The sequence below is a fragment of the Micromonospora sp. WMMC415 genome, assembly GCF_009707425.1.
GTDB lineage: Bacteria > Actinomycetota > Actinomycetes > Mycobacteriales > Micromonosporaceae > Micromonospora.
The window spans coordinates 2,879,588-2,897,555 of the sequence record NZ_CP046104.1 but is presented as its reverse complement, the minus strand read 5'-3'; the positions used below and the strand labels follow the sequence as shown (position 1 = coordinate 2,897,555).

Here is a 17,968-nt window from a genome sequence, read left to right as displayed (position 1 = left end):
GAGCGTGGACGGCATGACGGACAGGTTGGGTGAGCTCACCGCCGCGGGCGTGGCGGTCTGGCTCGATGATCTTTCACGGGTACGGCTCAGCTCCGGCGGACTGGACCAGCTGCGCCGGGAACAGCACCTCGTCGGCGTGACCAGCAATCCGACGATCTTCGCCAAGGCGCTGAGCGACGCCGACGAGTACGACTGGCAGCTGCGCGACCTGGCCATCCGCGGGGTGGACGTCGAGGAGGCGGTGCGCAACCTCACCGCGTACGACGTGCGGTGGGCCTGCGACGTGATGCGCCCGGCGTACGACGCCACCGCCGGGGTCGACGGCCGGGTCTCCCTGGAGGTGGACCCGCGGCTGGCGTACGAGACGGAGCGGACCGTCGCCGAGGCGAAGGCGCTCTGGTGGCTGGTCGACCGGCCGAACCTCTTCATCAAGATCCCGGCCACCGAGGCCGGCCTGCCGGCGATCACCGCCACCCTGGCCGAGGGCATCAGCGTCAACGTCACCCTGATCTTCGGCCTGGACCGGTACTCGCAGGTCATGGACGCGTTCCTCGCCGGTCTGGAGCAGGCGAAGGCCAACGGCCACGACCTGTCCAAGATCGGATCGGTGGCGTCGTTCTTCGTGTCGCGGGTCGACACGGAGGTCGACAAGCGCCTGGAGAAGATCGGCTCGGCGGAGGCCAGGGCGCTGCGCGGCAAGGCCGCGGTCGCCAACGCGCGGCTCGCCTACGAGCGTTACACCGAGGTCTTCTCCTCCGATCGCTGGCAGGCCCTCGCCGACGCCGGGGCGCACCCGCAGCGCCCGCTGTGGGCGTCCACCTCGACGAAGAACCCGGACTACCGGGACGTGATCTACGTGGAGGAGCTGATCGCGCCCGGCACCGTCAACACCATGCCGGAGCCGGTGATCCACGCGTTCGCCGACCACGGCGAGGTCCGGGGCGACACCGTCACCGGCGCGTACGACGACGCCCGGCAGGTCTTCGCGGGTCTGGAGTCGGTCGGCGTCGACATGGCCGACGTGATCGAGACGCTGGAGCGCGAGGGCGTGGAGAAGTTCGAGACGAGCTGGAACGAGCTGCTCGACGGCGTCCGCAAGTCGCTGCAGGCGGCGGTCAAGGGCACCGGTCACCCGGGTGGCGCCGCCAAGGACAGCGCCGAGGCCGCGCGGAAGGCCGGAGGTAACGCGTGAGCGAGCGCAGCGAGCGAACCATCAGGCACCGCAGTGTGGCGCCTCGCGCCGCCGCCGAGCGAAGCGAGGTGACGGCGTGAGTGACCTGCTTTCCGGGCCGGTGGAGGCGGCGGCCGGGCTCGCCGTGTACGGGGCGGACGCCGTCGACCGGTCGGCACCTGCCTCCACCCGCCAGGCGCTCGTGGCGAACGAGGCCCCGGCCCGGCTGGCCCGCAAGGACCCGACCCTGTGGGGCCCGGAGGCCGAAGCCGAGGCGAAGATCCGGCTCGGCTGGGTGGACACCCACCGCCGCAGCCGCGAACTGCTCCCCCAGCTCGCCGAGCTGAAGGCGGAGCTGGGCGACCTGGACCACGTCGTGCTCGCCGGCATGGGCGGCTCGTCGCTGGCCCCCGAGGTGATCGCGCTCACCCTCGGCCGGCCGCTGACCGTGCTGGACACCACCGACCCCGGCCAGGTCCGGGCGGCCCTGGCCGACCGGCTGGAGCGGACGGTGGTCGTGGTGGCCAGCAAGTCCGGCTCGACGGTGGAGACCGACAGCCACCGCCGCGCGTACTGGCAGGCGTTCCTGGACGCCGGGATGACCGAGGAGGAGGCCGGCCGGCACTTCGTCGTCGTGACCGACCCGGGCTCCCCGCTCGAGCAGACCGCCGCCGAGATGGGCGCGTTCTGCGTCCTGGCCGATCCCAACGTCGGCGGGCGCTACTCGGCACTGACCGCGTTCGGGCTGGTGCCGACGGCGCTGGCCGGTGTCGAGGTGGCCGACCTCCTCGACGAGGCCGACGCGCTCGCCGAGTCCCTGGGCCGGGACCGGGACAACCCGGGGCTGGCCCTCGGCGCCGCGCTCGGAGCGGCGGCCACGATGGGCCGGGACAAGGTCGCGCTGGTCTCCGACGGCACCGGCATCGACGGGCTCGGCGACTGGATCGAGCAGCTGGTCGCCGAGTCCACCGGCAAGGCCGGCGTCGGCATCCTCCCGGTCGTGGTGGAGTCCCCCCAGGGCCCCGGCACCACGGGCCGGAACGTGCTCACTGTGACCTACGGCGGCGCACTGCCCGCCGGCACCGTCCCCGGCGGCGGCGCCGACCCGGACGTGGCGGTCAACGGCCCGCTCGGCGCCCAGTTCCTGACCTGGGAGTACGCCACCGCGATCGCCGGCGTGGTGCTCGGCATCGACCCGTTCAACCAGCCGAACGTGACCGAATCCAAGGAGAACACCAACAAGATCCTGGCCTCGGGGCCGCCGGCGGAGACGCCGTCGTTCACCGAGGGCGCGATCGAGGTGTACGCGCCGGCGGGCGCACCGGGCGACCTTGCCGGCGTCCTGCGCTGGCTGCTCGACGGGGTGGAGGACGACGGGTACCTCGCGGTGATGGCGTACCTCGACCGGTTCGCCGACGCCGACGCGGCCCGACTGCGGCCGCTGCTCGCCGGGCGCACCGACCGGCCGGTGACCTTCGGCTGGGGGCCGCGGTTCCTGCACTCCACCGGCCAGTACCACAAGGGCGGCCCGCAGCTCGGCAGCTTCCTGCAGATCACCGGCGCGGTCGACGTTGATCTGCAGGTGCCCGGCAAGCCGTACACCTTCGGGGAGCTGCAGGCGGCGCAGGCCGCCGGCGACCGGCAGGCCCTGGCCGGCCGGAAGCGCCCGCTGCTGCGGCTGCACCTGACCGAGCGGTCCGCGGGCGTGGCCCAGCTGCTCGATGCGGTCGGGGCACCGCGCGCGTGACGATGACGGACGTGACCGAGGCGGAGCGAGGAGGCGGCGTGAAGAACCCGCTACGCGACCCGCAGGACCGGCGGCTGCCGAGGATCCCGGAGCCCTGCGCTCTGGTGATCTTCGGCGTCACCGGGGACCTGGCCCGCAAGAAGCTGCTGCCGGCCGTGTACGACCTCGCGAACCGGGGGCTGCTGCCCCCGGGCTTCGTCGTGCTCGGCTTCGCCCGCCGCGACTGGGGCCACGGCGACTTCGAGACGCTGGCCTGCGAGTCGGCGAAGAAGCACGCCCGCACCCCGTGGCGGGAGGAGGTGTGGGCCCGGCTGGCCGGCAACATGAAGTTCGTCGGCGGGTCGTTCGACGACGACTCCGCGTTCGACCACCTGGCGGCCACCCTGGACGAGCTGCGCAGCACCCACGGCATCCCCGGCAACGCCGCCTTCTACTTCTCCATCCCCCCGGCGGCGTTCCCGGTGGTGCTCAAGCAACTCGCCCGCACCGGCATGGCCGACAACGCCAAGTCCGGCGGGTGGCGCCGGGTGGTGGTGGAGAAGCCGTTCGGCAACGACCTGCCCTCGGCGAAGGCCCTCAACGACCTGGTCGACGACGTCTTCACCCGCGAGGACGTCTTCCGGATCGACCACTACCTGGGCAAGGAGACCGTCCAGAACATCCTCGCCCTGCGGTTCGCCAACAACCTCTTCGAGCCCCTGTGGAACTCGAAGTACGTCGACTCGGTGCAGATCACCATGGCCGAGGACGTCGGCATCGGCACCCGGGCGGGGTTCTACGACTCGGCCGGCGCCGCCCGGGACGTCCTCCAGAACCACCTGCTCCAGCTGCTGGCGCTGGTGGCGATGGAGGAGCCGACCAGCTTCGCCCCGGACGAGATCCGCACCGAGAAGCTGAAGGTGCTCAAGGCGATCACCCTGCCGAAGGACGTCGACAAGGGCACCGTCCGGGGCCAGTACCTGCCCGGCTGGGTGGGCGGCGAACGCGCCGTGGGCTACCTGGAGGAGGAGGGTGTGCCGCCGGACTCCACGACGGAGACGTACGTGGCGGTGCGGCTGGGCATCCAGAACCGCCGCTGGGCGGAGGTGCCGTTCTACATCCGGGCCGGCAAGCGGCTGCCGCGCCGCGTCACCGAGGTCGCCATCATGTTCAAGAAGGCGCCGCACCTGCCGTTCGACGACACGGACGTCGAGTCGCTGGGCAACAACCAGCTCGTCATCCGGGTCCAGCCGGACGAGGGCGTGGTCCTCAAGTTCGGCTCGAAGGTGCCGGGCACCGCCATGGAGGTCCGCGACATCGCGATGGACTTCCAGTACGGCGAGGCGTTCACCGAGTCCAGCCCGGAGGCGTACGAACGGCTGGTGCTGGACGTACTCATCGGTGACCGGACGCTCTTCCCCGACGCCGCCGAGGTCGAGCAGAGCTGGGCGGCGGTGGACCCGTTGGAGCGGGCCTGGGCGGGTACGACGCCGGAGCCGTACCGGGCCGGCGAGTGGGGGCCCCGCGCCGCCGACGAGATGCTGGCCCGCGAGGGCCGGGCCTGGCGGCGGGCGTGACGACCGAGCGACGTGAGCACACCGGGAGGCTCCTGTGATCGGCCTGTGGGACACCACCGGCAACGAGGTGGTCAAGGCGCTCGCCGCCGAGCGGCGCAGCGCCGGCGGGGTGGCCAGCGGTATGGCGCTCACCCTGATCGTGGTGGTGGACGAGAAGCGGGTCCGCGAGGCCGAGGCGGCGGCGACCATCGCCGCCGCCGCCCACCCGTGCCGGCTGCTGGTGGTGGTCCGCTCCGACGTCGAGCGGGACCGCAACCGGCTGGACGCGGAGATCGTCGTCGGCGGCCGGCTCGGCCCGTGCGAGGCGGTGGTCACCCGGATGTACGGGCGGCTGGCCCTGCACGCCGAGTCGGTGGTGATGCCGCTGCTGGTGCCGGACGTTCCGGTGGTGACGTGGTGGCACGGCGAGCCGCCGGCCGAGATCGCCACCGACTTCCTCGGTGTCGTCGCGGACCGGCGGATCACCGACGCGGCGCAGGCGGCCGACCCGGTGGCGGCGCTGCGGCAGCGGGCCTGGGACTACGTGCCCGGCGACACCGACCTGGCCTGGACGCGGATCACGCTGTGGCGCACGCTCGTGGCGGGCGCGTTCGACACCACCGAGGCGCAGGTCACCGACGCGACCGTGGTCGCGCCGCGCACCGACCCGACGGCCGCTCTGATGCGCGGCTGGTTGGCCGCCCGGCTGGGGATCGACCCGCAGTGGCAGCACACCGACCAGCACCCGCGCATGCACGAGGTGCAGCTGCGCTGCGCCAACGGCGACGAGCTGACGCTGACCCGGACCGACAGCATGGCGATCTTCCGGCGGACCGGCCAGGAGGACCGGCACCTGCCGCTGGTCCGCCGGCCGCTCGGCGACGAGCTGGCCGAGGAGCTGCGCCGGCTCGACGCCGACCAGGTGTACGCGGAGGCGCTGGGCGCCGCGGCCGGGCTCACCGGGCTGGACCAGCGCCCCGCCCAGCGGGTGCACGTCTGGAAGGATCCGGCGGAGGCCCAGCGGGCCGAGGCGGGGATCACCGCGCACTCCGGGACCAGCGGGCAGCACTGATCGCCCGGCGACGGGCCCGACGCGGCACCGGCCCAGGGGCCGGAGAAACGAAGGCACAGGCATGAGTGAGGCGAGTGTCGCCGTCCACGCCGACGCGGAGCTGCTGGCGCAGGCGGTGGCGGCACGGCTGGTGGTCCGGCTCCTCGACGCGCAGGCCGAACGCGGCCAGGCGTCGGTGGTGCTCACCGGCGGCCGGGTCGCCGCCGCGGTGTACCGGGCGGTGGCGGCGCTGCCCGCCCGGGACGCGGTGGACTGGTCCCGGGTGGACGTGTGGTGGGGGGACGAGCGGTTCCTGCCGTCCGGTGACCCGGAACGCAACGAGACGCAGGCGCGGGCGGCGCTGCTGGACGCGGTGCCGCTGGACCCGGCGCGGGTGCACGCGATGCCGGCCTCGGACGGCCCGTCGGGGCACGACCCGGAGGAGGCCGCCGCCCGGTACGCCGCCGAACTGGCCCGCTCGGCCCGCCCGGGCACCGCCGCGCTTCCCCACTTCGACGTGCTGCTGCTCGGCGTGGGCGAGGACGGGCACGTGGCGTCGGTCTTCCCGGAGCACCCGGTGGGCTACGAGAGCCGGCCGGTCAGCGCGGTCCGCGGCAGCCCGAAGCCGCCGCCGGTCCGCATCACCCTCACCCTCCCGGCGATCAACACCGCCGAGGAGGTGTGGCTGGTGGCCAGCGGTTCGGACAAGGCCCGCGCGGTCGGCATGGCCCTCGCCGGCGCGGGTCCGGTGCAGCTGCCGGCGGCCGGCGTGCAGGGCACCGGGCGTACCCTCTGGCTGCTGGACCGGGCCGCGGCGGCCGACGTGCCGGCCCGCTTCCGCAGCCTGCGCTGAAGGTGTAAGGAAGGGCCCCCTGTTAACGCCTGGCGTTGTACAGGGGGCCCTTCTTAACGCTCCGGCCGGCCGCGGCGGCGGCGCAGGGCGTCGAGGGCCTCGGCGAGGATCGCCGCACCCTCGGCGTCGGTGCGCCGCTCCTTCACGTACGCCAGATGGGTCTTGTAGGGCTCGGACCGGACGCGGCCCGGCGGGTTCCCGGGGTCGCGGCCGGCGGGGAGCCCGCAGCGCGGACAGTCCCACACCTCGGGTACCGGCGCCTCGGCGGCGATCCGGATCTCGACGTCGTGGCCGTTGCGGCACCAGTAGGTGACCGGCCGGCAGGAAGCCGGCTCGTAGCGTTCGGCGGGGCGGGCCGGGGCGGAGCCCACCCGGCTGCCCCGGAGGACGTTACCGTTGCGCACGGCTGCTAGCTCCTTCGTCGGAGGGGAACCGCCGTCGAGGGGGTGGCGGCGGGCGACGCGGTGCAGCGGGATTGAAACGGACTGCGCGCGGCCCGTCGGGGGACGGACCGCGCGCAGATTGTACGACTTGGCGCGCCTGCTCAGGCGACGCCGCTGGTCTGCTGGAGCCGGAGCCAGAGCCCGAGCCCGACGATGCAGGCGAACCAGACGATGCCCACCAGCACGGTGTAACGATCCAGGTTCTTCTCGGCGACCGACGACCCGGCCAGGCTGGAGCTGACACCGCCGCCGAACATGCTGGACAACCCGCCGCCCTTACCGCGGTGCAGCAGGATCAGCATGGTGAGCAGGATGCTCGTGATGACCAGCAACACGATCAACGTGTATGCGAACCAGATCGGCATGGCTGGGGACAGTCCTCTCGTTGCGATCCTCGCCCGGGCAGATCGGGCACGGTGGCACCGGCCGGCGGACGGGCGGAGTCAAGAATAGCGAGCGATCAGCGGGCGGTGTGCTCCGGGAACCGGCAGATCTTCGCGAACTCCTCGGCGTCCAGGCTGGCACCGCCGACCAGGGCGCCGTCCACGTCCGGCTGGGCCATGATCGCCGCCACGTTGGAGGACTTGACCGACCCACCGTACAAGACCCGGACCTGGTCCGCGGTCTCCGAGCCGAAGGTGTCGGCCAGGCGCTGGCGGACCGCCGCGCACACCTCCTGGGCGTCCTCCGGGGTGGCCGTCTTGCCGGTGCCGATCGCCCAGACCGGCTCGTACGCGACCACGACCTTCGCCACCTGCTCGGCGGAGAGCCCCTTGAGGGCGCCGTCGAGCTGGTCGCTGCAGTGCGCCACGTGGGTGCCCTGCTCGCGGACGTCCAGCCCCTCCCCCACGCAGAGGATCGGGGTGAGCCCGTGGGTCAGCGCCGCCTGCACCTTCGCGTTGACCAGCGCGTCGTCCTCGTGGTGGTACGCCCGCCGCTCGGAGTGGCCGACCACCACGTAGGTGCAGCCCAGCTTCGCCAGCATCGGGCCGGCGATGTCCCCGGTGTACGCGCCCGACGTGTGCGGCGACAGGTCCTGCGCGCCGTAGCCGATGAGCAGCTTGTCGCCGTCCACGGCGGTCTGCACCGTGCGCAGGTCGGTGTACGGCGGCAGCACCACCGTCTCGACCTCGGTGAGCTGCTTCTCGGTGAGGCTCGCGGCGAGCTTCTGCACCAGCAGGTTCGCCTCGAGGTGGTTGAGGTTCATCTTCCAGTTGCCGGCCATCAGCGGCCGGCGGGTGGTGCTCGCCATTCAGTTCTCCAGGGCCGCGATGCCGGGGAGGGTCTTGCCCTCGAGGTACTCCAGGGAGGCGCCGCCACCGGTGGAGATGTGGCTGAACGACTTCTCGTCCAGGCCGAGCACGCGCACCGCCGCGGCGGAGTCACCGCCGCCGACCACGGAGAACGCGTCGGACCCGGCGATGGCCTCGGCCACCCCCCGGGTGCCGTTGGCGAAGGCCGCCATCTCGAACACGCCCATCGGGCCGTTCCAGAAGATCGTCTGGGCGTTCGCCGGGTCGCCGGTGGCGGACGTCTTGACGGCGGCGGCGAAACCCGCCACCGTCTCGGGGCCGATGTCCAGCCCGACGCGCTTGCTCGGGATGCCGTCCGCGGGGACCACGTCGTGCGGCGAGTCGGGGGCGAACGCGTCCGCGGCCACCACGTCGACCGGGAGCAGGATCTTGTTCTCGGAGCGCTCCAGCAGGTTGCGGCAGGTCTCCACCATGTCCTCCTCCAGCAGGGAGGAGCCCACCTCGTGGCCCTGGGCCTTGAGGAAGGTGAAGCACATGCCGCCACCGATGAGCAGCCGGTCGACCTTGGGCAGCAGCGCCTCGATCACCGCGAGCTTGTCGGAGACCTTGGAACCGCCGAGCACCACCACGTACGGGCGCGCCGGGTCGCCGGTCAGCGTGGAGAGGACCTCCACCTCGCGCAGCAGCAGCCGGCCGGCGTAGTGCGGCAGCCGCGCCGCGACGTCGTACACGCTGGCGTGCTTGCGGTGCACCGCGCCGAACGCGTCGTCGACGTACGCGTCGCCGAACGCGGCGAGCTGATCGGCGAAGGCGCCCCGCTCGGCGTCGTCCTTGCTGGTCTCGCCGGCGTTGAAGCGCAGGTTCTCCAGGAGGGCGACCTGACCGTCGGCCAGGCCCTCCACGGTGGACCGGGCGGAGTCGCCGACGGTGTCCTCGGCGAACCGGACCTCGGCGCCGAGCAGCTCACCGAGCCGCCCGCCGACCGGACGGAGGCTGAACTGCGGGTCCGGGCTGCCCTTCGGCCGGCCCAGGTGCGAGCAGACGACCACCTTCGCACCCGCCTCGACCAGCGCCGACAGGGTCGGCAGGACGGCGCGGATGCGGCCGTCGTCCGTGATGTCACCGGTCTGCTTGTCGAGCGGGACGTTCAGGTCGGCGCGCACCAGCACGCGCCGACCCGACACCCCCTCGGCGAGCAGGTCGTCGAGGGTCCGGATGCTCACAGCGACTGACCAACCAGCTTCACGAGGTCCACCAGGCGGTTCGAGTAGCCCCACTCGTTGTCGTACCAGCCGACGACCTTCACCTGGTTGCCGATGACCTTCGTCAGCGGCGCGTCGAAGATGCACGACGCCGGGTCGGTGACGATGTCGGTCGACACGATCGGGTCCTCGTTGTAGACCAGGATGCCCCGGAGCGGGCCGTCGGCGGCGGCCTTCATGGCGGCGTTGACCTCGTCCACCGAGGTCTCCCGGCCGACCGTGACGGTCAGGTCGGTGGTGGAGCCGGTCGGGATCGGCACCCGCAGCGCGTAGCCGTCGAGCTTGCCCTTCAGGTCCGGCAGCACCAGGCCGATCGCCTTCGCGGCGCCGGTGGAGGTCGGGACGATGTTCAGCGCGGCGGCCCGGGCGCGGCGCAGGTCCTTGTGGGGGGCGTCCTGCAGGTTCTGGTCCTGGGTGTACGCGTGGATGGTGGTCATCAGGCCCTGCTGGATGCCGAACGTGTCGTGCAGGACCTTCGCCATCGGCGCCAGGCAGTTGGTGGTGCAGGAGGCGTTGGAGATGATGGTGTGCTTGGCCGGGTCGTACTGGTCCTGGTTGACGCCCATGACGACCGTGACGTCCTCGTTCTTCGCCGGCGCCGAGATGATGACCTTCTTGGCCCCGCCGTCGATGTGCGCCTTCGCCTTGGTGCCGTCCGTGAAGAAGCCGGTCGACTCGATGACCACGTCCGCGCCGACCTCACCCCACGGCAGCGCCGCCGGGTCCTTCTCGGCGTACGCCTTGATGGTCCGGCCGCCAACGGTGATCTCGTCCGCGGTGGCCTTCACCTCATGCGGGAGGCGGCCGAGGATGCTGTCGTACTTGACAAGGTGGGCGAGCGTCGCGTTGTCGGTCAGGTCGTTGACCGCCACGACCTCGATGTCAGCGCCGGACGCCAGCACTGCCCGGAAGAAGTTGCGGCCGATCCGGCCGAAGCCGTTGATGCCAACCCGGATGGTCACAGGTCCCATCTCCTCGCGTTCTGGTCCGCCGGCGTGGTGACCCGCGGCCGGCGGAGTGGTGTGCGCCGACCGTTGGAGCCGGCCGTTGACGGTTCATCTCGGCCGCCCCGCCGCGGTCTGAGGGACCTGACCGCCCGAGGCGGTGAGCACGGCGAGGAGTGCCGGTGCCGGCCCCCTTGCCGTACGCAGCGACCATATCCGAGCGCGCGGGGTCGCGCTGCGGCGGGTGGTGATCCTTCCCGCGCCGTAGGACCCGCCACCGTCCTATCAGACCACGAGCATGTCGGGCGTGACAGCCGCTTCGGTATCCGGGATGCCCAGGTCACGCGCCCGCTTGTCGGCGAGCGCGAGCAGCCGCCGGATCCGGCCGGCGATGGCGTCCTTGGTCAGCGGCGGGTCGGCGAGCGCGCCCAGCTCCTCCAGCGAGGCCTGGCGGTGTTCCAGCCGCAGCCGGCCGGCCGAGGTCAGGTGGTTCGGCGCGTCCTCGGCGAGGATCTCCAGGGCCCGGGTCACCCGGGCGGCGGCGGCCACCGCGGCGCGCGCCGAGCGGCGCAGGTTCGCGTCGTCGAAGTTGGCCAGCCGGTTGGCGGTGGCGCGCACCTCGCGCCGCACCCGACGCTCCTCCCAGGCGAGGACGCTGGCGTGGGCGCCGATGCGGGTGAGCAGGGCGGCGATCGCGTCGCCGTCCTTGACGACCACCCGGTCCACCCCGCGCACCTCCCGGTTCTTCGCGGTGATGCCGATGCGGCGGGCCGCGCCGACCAGGGCGAGCGCCGACTCCGGGCCGGGGCAGGTGATCTCCAGTGCGCTGGACCGGCCCGGCTCGGTCAACGAGCCGTGCGCCATGAAGGCGCCCCGCCACGCGGAGACCGCGCAGCAGACGTTCGCGGCGACCACGTGCGGCGGCAGGCCCCGCACCGGCCGGCCGCGGACGTCGAGGAGCCCGGTCTGCCGGGCCAGGGACTCGCCGTCCTTGACGACCCGGACGATGAAGTGGCTGCCCTTGCGCAGGCCGCCGGAGGCGAGCACGTGGATCTCACTCGGGTACCCGTACACCTCGGCGATTTCCCGCCGCAGCCGCCGGGCCACCGCGCCGGTGTCCAGCTCGGCCTCCACGACGACCCGGCCGGAGACGATGTGCAATCCGCCGGCGAAGCGCAGCAGCGCCGCCATCTCCGCCCGCCGACAACAGGGCTTGGGCACGTCGACCCGGCTCAGCTCGTCCTTGACCGCCGCCGTCATCGCCATTGTGCGTCCCCTCACGGACCGGTTCCGGCGTGTCGCCGGAGATTACGTACGTGTCTAACGAGCGGCGCCCAGGACCGGCACCAGAGCGGCACCGAGGGCGGCCGGATCATGACGGGGAGTGCCGTCGGTGACCGCGACGGGGGCGAGGACCAGCCGGGCACCAAGCGATTCTGCCGCACGCCCGACCGGTTCGGGATCACCCACCGCCTTGGAATCCCCGAGCACGTAGTCCACCTTCAACTCCGGTAGGTACCAGCGCAGCTCAGCCAGGTGGTCGGCGAGGGACAACCCGAACGTCTCCTTCTCCGCCGCCAGATTGAGCGTGACCAGCCGGCGGGCCGGGCTCCCGACGATGGCGGCGGCCAGCTCCGGCACCAGCAGGTGCGGCAGCACGCTGGTGTACCAGCTGCCCGGCCCGAAGATCAGCCAGTCGGCCGCGCCGATCGCGTCCAGCGCCTGCGGGCAGGCCTCCGGTGCCTCCGGGTTGAGCCGCAGCGACTCGACCCGCCCCGTGGTGACGGCCACCTGGTGCTGGCCGGTGACGGTGTCGACGTCGTCGGGACGGGCCGGGTCGACGCCCCGGACCCGCGCCTCGATCCCCACCGGCTCGCAGGACATCGGCAGCACCCGGCCGACCGCGCCGAGCATGGCGCCGGCGTGCTCCAGGGCGGCCACCGGGTCGCCGAGCAGCTCCATCAGGCCGCAGAGGACGAGGTTGCCCACCGCGTGCCCGGCCAGCCCGTCGCCCTGCGGCACGGTGTGCCGGCCTGCGGCACCGGTGGGCGTCTCCCGGCCGGTGGGCGTCTCCCGGCCGGCGGGCCAGGTCGGCGTGCCACCGCAGGCGGCACCGGTGGGCGCGCCCCGACCGGCCCCCTGCGCGGACACGTCGGCGAAGCGGTGCTGGAACAACCCGGCGCTGCGCCGGGTCGACGGGTGGTCTCCGGCCAGCGCGACGAGGGCCTGGCGCAGGTCGCCCGGCGGCAGGCCACCCCGCTCGGCGCGCAGCCGGCCGCTCGATCCGCCGTCGTCGCCGACGGTGACCACCGCGGTGATGTCCAGGTCGAGCTCGGGTGCGCAGCGCCGCAGCGCACGCAGCGAGGCGGAGAGGCCGTGCCCTCCCCCGAAGGCGACCACGCGGCTGGCCGTCATTCGCGCCCCAGGTCGCGGTGCTGGGCGTTGGCGGCGATACCGGACTGGCGCAGCCGGGCGGCCAGTTCCTCGGCGATGGCGACGCTGCGGTGCTTGCCGCCGGTGCAGCCCACCGCGACGGTCAGGTAGCGCTTGCCCTCCCGCTCGAAGCCGGCGGTGGTGGCGTTGACCAGGTCGGCGTACGTGGCCACGAAGGCGTCCGCGCCCTCCTGGCCCAGCACGTACGAGCTGACCGCCTGCTCCCGCCCGGTGTGCTCGCGCAACTCCGGCACCCAGTACGGGTTCGGCAGGAACCGGGCGTCGCACACGAAGTCGGCGTCCGGCGGGAGCCCGTACTTGAAGCCGAAGGAGAGCACGGTGACCCGCAGCCGGCGGGCGTCCTCCCCGCCGAACAGCTCCTCGATGCGCCGCCGTAGCTGGTTGACGTTCAGGTGACTGGTGTCGATGATCACGTCGGCCTGGTCGCGGGCCTCCGCCAGGAGCCCACGCTCCACCGCGATGCCGTCGGCGAGCCGGCCCTCTCCCTGGAGGGGGTGCGAGCGGCGGACGCTCTCGAACCGCCGGATCAGCACCTCGTCGTCGGCGTCGACGAAGACCACCCGGGGCGAGAAGCCGCGTTCCTTGAGCTCACGGATCGCCCCCACCAGGTCGGTGGAGAACGCCCGCGAGCGCACGTCCAGCACCATCGCCGTACGCCGGGCGGCGCCGCCGGCCTTCATGGCCAGCTCGGCCATGTCGAGCATGAGCGCCTGGGGCAGGTTGTCCACCACGTAGTAGCCGACGTTCTCGAGAGCCCGGGCGACGGTGCTGCGACCGCCGCCGGACACGCCGGTCACCACCACGAGGGTGGTGTCCGCCTCCGCCGGCGCCGGCTGGCCCATGATCTCCGCAGCCGCCGTGGCGGCCTGCTCCGCGGTCCGCGCCTCGCTCACCAGAAACCCCCACCCGTGACGTCGCGGCCGGCCCGGCCGCGCATGGTCAGTCAGCGACTCTAACGGCTCCGACCCCACCCGGGATTCCACGGGGTGGCGCCCGGAACACCTGATTGTCCGGATACGTCGTATTCCACCCGGCCGACCGCCCGTCAGCGGTGGCGTCGGCCGTGGCGCTCGGCCGCGCTTGATATCCGGCGCTCGCGATGGCACCAGCCGGGTGTTCAGCCGCGCGTTCGGCCGCGCGTCGGGGGTCGCTCGTAGACTGCGCCAATGTCCTCCCCCACCGATCAGCGGCCCGGCGCGCTGGAGGCGCTGCGCCGGGTCTTCGGCTACGACGCGTTCCGGGGCTTCCAGCATGAGGTCGTCGACCACGTGGTGGCCGGCGGCGACGCGCTGGTGCTGATGCCGACCGGTGGCGGGAAGTCGCTCTGCTACCAGATCCCGGCGCTGGTCCGCGACGGCGTGGGCGTGGTGGTCTCGCCGCTGATCGCCCTCATGCAGGACCAGGTCGACGCCCTGACCGCGGTCGGCGTCCGGGCCGGCTTCCTCAACTCGACGCAGGACCCGCAGGCCCGGCGCCGGGTGGAGGCGGCGTTCCTCGCCGGCGAGCTGGACCTGCTCTACCTCGCCCCGGAGGCCCTCGCCGGCCGCGGCACGGTCCACCTGCTGGAGCAGGGGCGGATCGCGCTGTTCGCGATCGACGAGGCGCACTGCGTGTCGCAGTGGGGGCACGACTTCCGCCCCGACTACCTCAACCTGTCGATGCTGCACGAGCGCTGGCCGGGCGTCCCCCGCATCGCGCTCACCGCCACGGCCACCAGCGCCACCCGCGCCGAGATCGCGACCCGGTTGCGCCTCACCGAGGCCCGGCACTTCGTGGCGAGCTTCGACCGGCCCAACATCCAGTACCGCATCGTGCCCAAGCGGGAGCCACGCAAGCAGTTGCTCGGCCTGCTGCGCGACGAGCACGCGGGCGACGCGGGCATCGTCTACTGCCTGTCCCGGGCCTCGGTGGAGAAGACGGCCGAGTTCCTCGTCGGGAACGGGATTCCCGCCCTGCCGTACCACGCCGGGCTGGACGCGGCGACCCGGGCGGCGAACCAGCAGCGCTTCCTGCGCGAGGACGGGCTGGTCATGGTCGCGACGATCGCGTTCGGCATGGGCATCGACAAGCCGGACGTCCGCTTCGTCGCCCACCTGGACCTGCCGAAGTCGGTGGAGGGCTACTACCAGGAGACCGGCCGCGCCGGCCGCGACGGGCTGCCGTCGACGGCGTGGCTCGCGTACGGCCTCCAGGACGTGGTGCAGCAGCGCCGGATGATCGAGACGTCGGAGGGCGACCTGGCGCACCGGCGCAACCTGGCCGCCCACCTGGACGCGATGCTCGCGCTCTGCGAGACGGTCCGCTGCCGGCGGATGCAGTTGCTGGAGTACTTCGGTGAGACCTCCGCCGCCTGCGGCAACTGCGACACCTGCCTTGAGCCCCCGGAGTCCTGGGACGGCACGGTTCCCGCGCAGAAGCTGCTCTCCACGGTGTACCGGCTCGACCGCGAGCGCAACCAGCGGTTCGGCGCCGGGCACTGCGTCGACATCCTGCTCGGCCGCACCACCGACAAGATCACGCAGTACGGGCACGACTCGCTGACCGTGTTCGGCGTCGGCGCGGAGCTGAGCGAGGCGGAGTGGCGGGGCGTGGTCCGCCAACTGCTGGCCGAGGGGTTGCTGGCGGTCGAGGGCGACTACGGCACCCTGGCCCTCACCGGGACCAGCGGCGAGGTGCTGGGGCGGCGCCGCACGGTCATGCTGCGCCGCGAGCCGGCCCGCGCGCCGTCGGGCCGGTCGGCGAAACCACGCGGCGCGGCGACCGTGGTCGCCGAGCTCACCCCGACCGCCGCCGGCGTCTTCGAGCGGCTGCGCGCCTGGCGGGCCGCCACCGCGAAGGAGCAGGGCGTCCCGGCGTACGTGATCTTCCACGACGCCACCCTTTGCCAGATCGCCAACGACGCGCCGGCCTCCCTCGCGGACCTGTCCCGGGTCAGCGGGGTCGGTGAGGCGAAGCTCGCGAAGTACGGCGAGCAGATCCTCACCGTCCTCGCCGAGACCTGACCCGACCCCCGTCACACCCGCGCCGCGTCGCACCCGTTCCAAACTCCAAGCAACGTCGGGGAAGTTGCTGCCTCAGCCGCGCGGGAGGCAGCAACTTCCCCGACGTTGCCGTCTCGTCGCCTGCGGGCGCGGCGGTCAGTCGGCGGCCTGAGGCTTCGACTCGCCGCCGAGCGCGGCGAGGATCGCCTCGGCTGTCCGCCGGCCGACGCCCGGCACCTCGGTGATCTCCTCCACGCTGGCGGCGGAGAGCCGCTTGAGCGAGCCGAAGTGCCGCAGCAACGCCTTGCGCCGCACCTCCCCCAGGCCGGGCACCCTGTCCAGCGCCGACTCGGTCATCCGCTTCGAGCGCCGCTGCCGGTGGAACGTGATCGCGAACCGGTGGGCCTCGTCACGGACGCGTTGTAGCAGGTAGAGCCCCTCGGAGGTGCGCGGCAGGATGACCGGGAAGTCGTCGTCGGGCAGCCACACCTCCTCCAGCCGCTTGGCCAGCCCGCACAGCGCCACGTCGTCGACGCCGAGCTCCGCGAGGGCCTGGGCGGCCGCCGCGACCTGCGGCGCGCCGCCGTCCACCACCACCAGCTGCGGCGGGTACGCGAACTTGCGTGGCCGCCCCGTCGTCGGGTCGATCAACGTGCCGACCCGCGGCTCGTCGGGGACCCCCTGCCCGGCCGGGGCCTCCGGGTCGTCGGCCGACTCGACGCCCGCCTCACCGGTCTCGGCCCGGGCGTCGAGGTAGCGGGCGAAGCGCCGCCGCAGCACCTCGGACATCGCGGAGAGGTCGTCGGTGGCGCCCCGGATGATGAACCGCCGGTACTCGCTCTTGCGGGGCAGCCCGTCCTCGAAGACGACCATGCTGGCGACGACGTCGGTGCCCTGGATCTGGGAGATGTCGAAGCACTCGATGCGCAGCGGCGACGTCCGCATGCCCAGCGCGTCGGCGATCTCGTCGAGAGCCTTGCTGCGGGTGGTGAGGTCGCCGGCCCGCTTGAGCTTGTGCCGGGCGAGCGCGTCCCTGGCGTTGCGTTCCACCGTCTCCAGCAGGGCGCGCTTGTCGCCGCGTTGTGGCACGCGCAGGGTCACCCGGCTGCCCCGGTGGGTGGTGAGCCAGTCGGCGAGCGCGTCGGCGTCGGCGGGCAGCTCGGGGACGAGCAGCTCCCGGGGGACGTCGGCCTCGCCGTGCTCTCCCCCGTAGACCTGGGTGCAGAAGTGGTGCACCAGGTCGCCGGTGGTCAGCTCCTCGGTCTTCTCCACCACCCAGCCGCGCTGGCCGCGCACCCGCCCGTCGCGGACGTGGAACACCTGGACGGCGGCCTCCAGGGGGTCGTCGGCGAACGCGACCACGTCGGAGTCGGTGCCGTCACCGAACACCACGGTCTGCTTCTCCAGCGCCCGGCGCAGGGCGGCCAGGTCGTCGCGCAGCCGGGCGGCCCGCTCGAACTCCAACTGCGCGCTGGCCTCACCCATCTCGCGTTCCAGCTTGCGGACCATGGTGTCGGTGCGACCGCCCATGAAGTCGCAGAAGCCGTCGACGATGGCCCGGTGCTCGTCGGCGGAGACGCTGCCGACGCACGGGGCGGAGCACTTGCCGATGTAACCCAGCAGGCAGGGCCGGCCGACCTGGCCGGCCCGCTTGAACACGCCGGAGGAGCAGGTGCGCGCGGGGAAGACCCGCAGCAGCAGGTCGAGCGTCTCGCGGATCGCCCAGGCGTGCGAGTACGGCCCGAAGTAGCGCACCCCCTTGCGCTTCGCGCCCCGCATCACCTGCAGGCGCGGGAACTCCTCGTCGAGCGTGACGGCCAGGTAGGGGTAGGACTTGTCGTCCCGGTAGCGGACGTTGAACCTCGGGTCGTACTGCTTGATCCAGGTGAACTCCTGCTGGAGCGCCTCCACCTCGGTGGCGACGGAGATCCAGTCCACCGACTCGGCCGTGAACACCATCTGCCGGGTGCGCTGGTGCAGGTTGACCGGGTCGGCGAAGTACGAGTTGAGTCGGCTGCGCAGGTTCTTCGCCTTGCCGACGTAGATCACCCGACCGGTGCCGTCGTGGAAGCGGTAGACCCCCGGCGACTCCGGGATCGTGCCGGGCGCGGGACGGTAGGTCGAGGGGTCAGCCACGGCAGCAAGCCTAGTCCGCGCCCCCGACAGCCCCGGGTCGTCGGCGCACCCCGGATAACTGATTGACGTCTTCCGATGCAAGGCGGGAAAGGTTACCATCCGGTTTCCGAATGTTATTCGTGAATGATCCCCATCCCC

At 72.8% G+C, this 17,968-nt stretch carries 15 protein-coding genes; 6 read left to right on the top strand and 9 right to left on the bottom strand.

Annotated elements, in window-relative coordinates; all coding sequences use genetic code 11:
* Positions 1-13 precede the first annotated feature (13 nt).
* The 5 genes from tal (at position 14) to pgl (ending at position 6,357) form a co-directional block, all read left to right on the top strand.
* On the top strand, positions 14-1,192 hold the full coding sequence (gene tal / locus GKC29_RS13920; RefSeq protein WP_155331236.1) for a transaldolase: 1,179 nt from the start codon (positions 14-16) through the stop codon (positions 1,190-1,192).
* A gap of 76 nt (positions 1,193-1,268) precedes the next feature.
* A complete protein-coding gene (locus GKC29_RS13915; protein WP_155331235.1) occupies positions 1,269-2,918 on the top strand; it encodes a glucose-6-phosphate isomerase in 1,650 nt (549 codons plus the stop codon).
* A gap of 38 nt (positions 2,919-2,956) precedes the next feature.
* Positions 2,957-4,474 (top strand): glucose-6-phosphate dehydrogenase, encoded by a 1,518-nt coding sequence (zwf, locus tag GKC29_RS13910; RefSeq protein ID WP_196255917.1) that lies wholly within the window; start codon positions 2,957-2,959, stop codon positions 4,472-4,474.
* Between the two features lie 34 nt (positions 4,475-4,508).
* Positions 4,509-5,525: a glucose-6-phosphate dehydrogenase assembly protein OpcA gene (locus GKC29_RS13905; protein WP_155331234.1), complete on the top strand. Its 1,017-nt coding sequence runs from the start codon at positions 4,509-4,511 to the stop codon at positions 5,523-5,525.
* 61 nt (positions 5,526-5,586) lie between these two features.
* The gene (gene pgl / locus GKC29_RS13900) at positions 5,587-6,357 is read left to right on the top strand and encodes a 6-phosphogluconolactonase (RefSeq protein ID WP_155331233.1); all 771 of its coding nucleotides are present in this window, start codon (positions 5,587-5,589) and stop codon (positions 6,355-6,357) included.
* Between the two features lie 53 nt (positions 6,358-6,410).
* Here pgl and GKC29_RS13895 read toward each other — a convergent pair whose 3' ends face one another.
* The 8 genes from GKC29_RS13895 to rapZ all read right to left on the bottom strand — a co-directional run bounded on the left by GKC29_RS13895 (position 6,411) and on the right by rapZ (position 13,555).
* Complete coding sequence (locus GKC29_RS13895; RefSeq protein ID WP_155331232.1) at positions 6,411-6,761, bottom strand: RNA polymerase-binding protein RbpA; 351 nt, start codon at positions 6,759-6,761, stop codon at positions 6,411-6,413.
* A gap of 140 nt (positions 6,762-6,901) precedes the next feature.
* Positions 6,902-7,165, bottom strand: a complete 264-nt coding sequence (secG, locus tag GKC29_RS13890) for a preprotein translocase subunit SecG (RefSeq protein ID WP_155331231.1) — start codon at positions 7,163-7,165, stop codon at positions 6,902-6,904.
* Positions 7,166-7,260: 95 nt separating this feature from the next.
* The gene (gene tpiA / locus GKC29_RS13885; protein ID WP_155331230.1) at positions 7,261-8,052 is read right to left on the bottom strand and encodes a triose-phosphate isomerase; all 792 of its coding nucleotides are present in this window, start codon (positions 8,050-8,052) and stop codon (positions 7,261-7,263) included.
* Entirely contained in the window at positions 8,053-9,276 is a 1,224-nt protein-coding gene (gene pgk, locus GKC29_RS13880; RefSeq protein WP_155331229.1) for a phosphoglycerate kinase, read from the bottom strand.
* The gene (gene gap, locus GKC29_RS13875) at positions 9,273-10,277 is read right to left on the bottom strand and encodes a type I glyceraldehyde-3-phosphate dehydrogenase (protein WP_155331228.1); all 1,005 of its coding nucleotides are present in this window, start codon (positions 10,275-10,277) and stop codon (positions 9,273-9,275) included. The genes pgk and gap overlap by 4 nt, the downstream gene beginning before the upstream one ends.
* A 267-nt stretch (positions 10,278-10,544) precedes the next feature.
* Positions 10,545-11,525, bottom strand: a complete 981-nt coding sequence (gene whiA / locus GKC29_RS13870; RefSeq protein ID WP_155334128.1) for a DNA-binding protein WhiA — start codon at positions 11,523-11,525, stop codon at positions 10,545-10,547.
* Between the two features lie 54 nt (positions 11,526-11,579).
* The gene (locus GKC29_RS13865) at positions 11,580-12,674 is read right to left on the bottom strand and encodes a 2-phospho-L-lactate transferase CofD family protein (RefSeq protein WP_155331227.1); all 1,095 of its coding nucleotides are present in this window, start codon (positions 12,672-12,674) and stop codon (positions 11,580-11,582) included.
* The gene (gene rapZ, locus GKC29_RS13860) at positions 12,671-13,555 is read right to left on the bottom strand and encodes an RNase adapter RapZ (protein WP_155334127.1); all 885 of its coding nucleotides are present in this window, start codon (positions 13,553-13,555) and stop codon (positions 12,671-12,673) included. The genes GKC29_RS13865 and rapZ overlap by 4 nt, the downstream gene beginning before the upstream one ends.
* A gap of 324 nt (positions 13,556-13,879) precedes the next feature.
* Between rapZ and recQ the strand changes: the two genes are divergently transcribed.
* Positions 13,880-15,715 (top strand): DNA helicase RecQ, encoded by a 1,836-nt coding sequence (gene recQ, locus GKC29_RS13855; protein WP_155331226.1) that lies wholly within the window; start codon positions 13,880-13,882, stop codon positions 15,713-15,715.
* 135 nt (positions 15,716-15,850) lie between these two features.
* On the opposite strand, the gene uvrC is transcribed toward recQ, so the two are convergent.
* A complete protein-coding gene (uvrC, locus tag GKC29_RS13850) occupies positions 15,851-17,830 on the bottom strand; it encodes an excinuclease ABC subunit UvrC (protein WP_155331225.1) in 1,980 nt (659 codons plus the stop codon).
* Positions 17,831-17,968: the final 138 nt, after the last annotated feature.

Excerpts from the sequence above, each read along its gene's own strand:
- tal (WP_155331236.1), top strand. The coding sequence starts at position 14 with ATGACGGACAGGTTGGGTGAGCTCACCGCCGCGGGCGTGGCGGTCTGG.
- GKC29_RS13865 (WP_155331227.1), bottom strand. The coding sequence starts at position 12,674 with ATGACGGCCAGCCGCGTGGTCGCCTTCGGGGGAGGGCACGGCCTCTCC.
- tpiA (WP_155331230.1), bottom strand. The coding sequence starts at position 8,052 with ATGGCGAGCACCACCCGCCGGCCGCTGATGGCCGGCAACTGGAAGATG.
- whiA (WP_155334128.1), bottom strand. The coding sequence starts at position 11,525 with ATGGCGATGACGGCGGCGGTCAAGGACGAGCTGAGCCGGGTCGACGTG.
- recQ (WP_155331226.1), top strand. The coding sequence starts at position 13,880 with ATGTCCTCCCCCACCGATCAGCGGCCCGGCGCGCTGGAGGCGCTGCGC.
- pgl (WP_155331233.1), top strand. The coding sequence starts at position 5,587 with ATGAGTGAGGCGAGTGTCGCCGTCCACGCCGACGCGGAGCTGCTGGCG.
- secG (WP_155331231.1), bottom strand. The coding sequence starts at position 7,165 with ATGCCGATCTGGTTCGCATACACGTTGATCGTGTTGCTGGTCATCACG.
- rapZ (WP_155334127.1), bottom strand. The coding sequence starts at position 13,555 with ATGGGCCAGCCGGCGCCGGCGGAGGCGGACACCACCCTCGTGGTGGTG.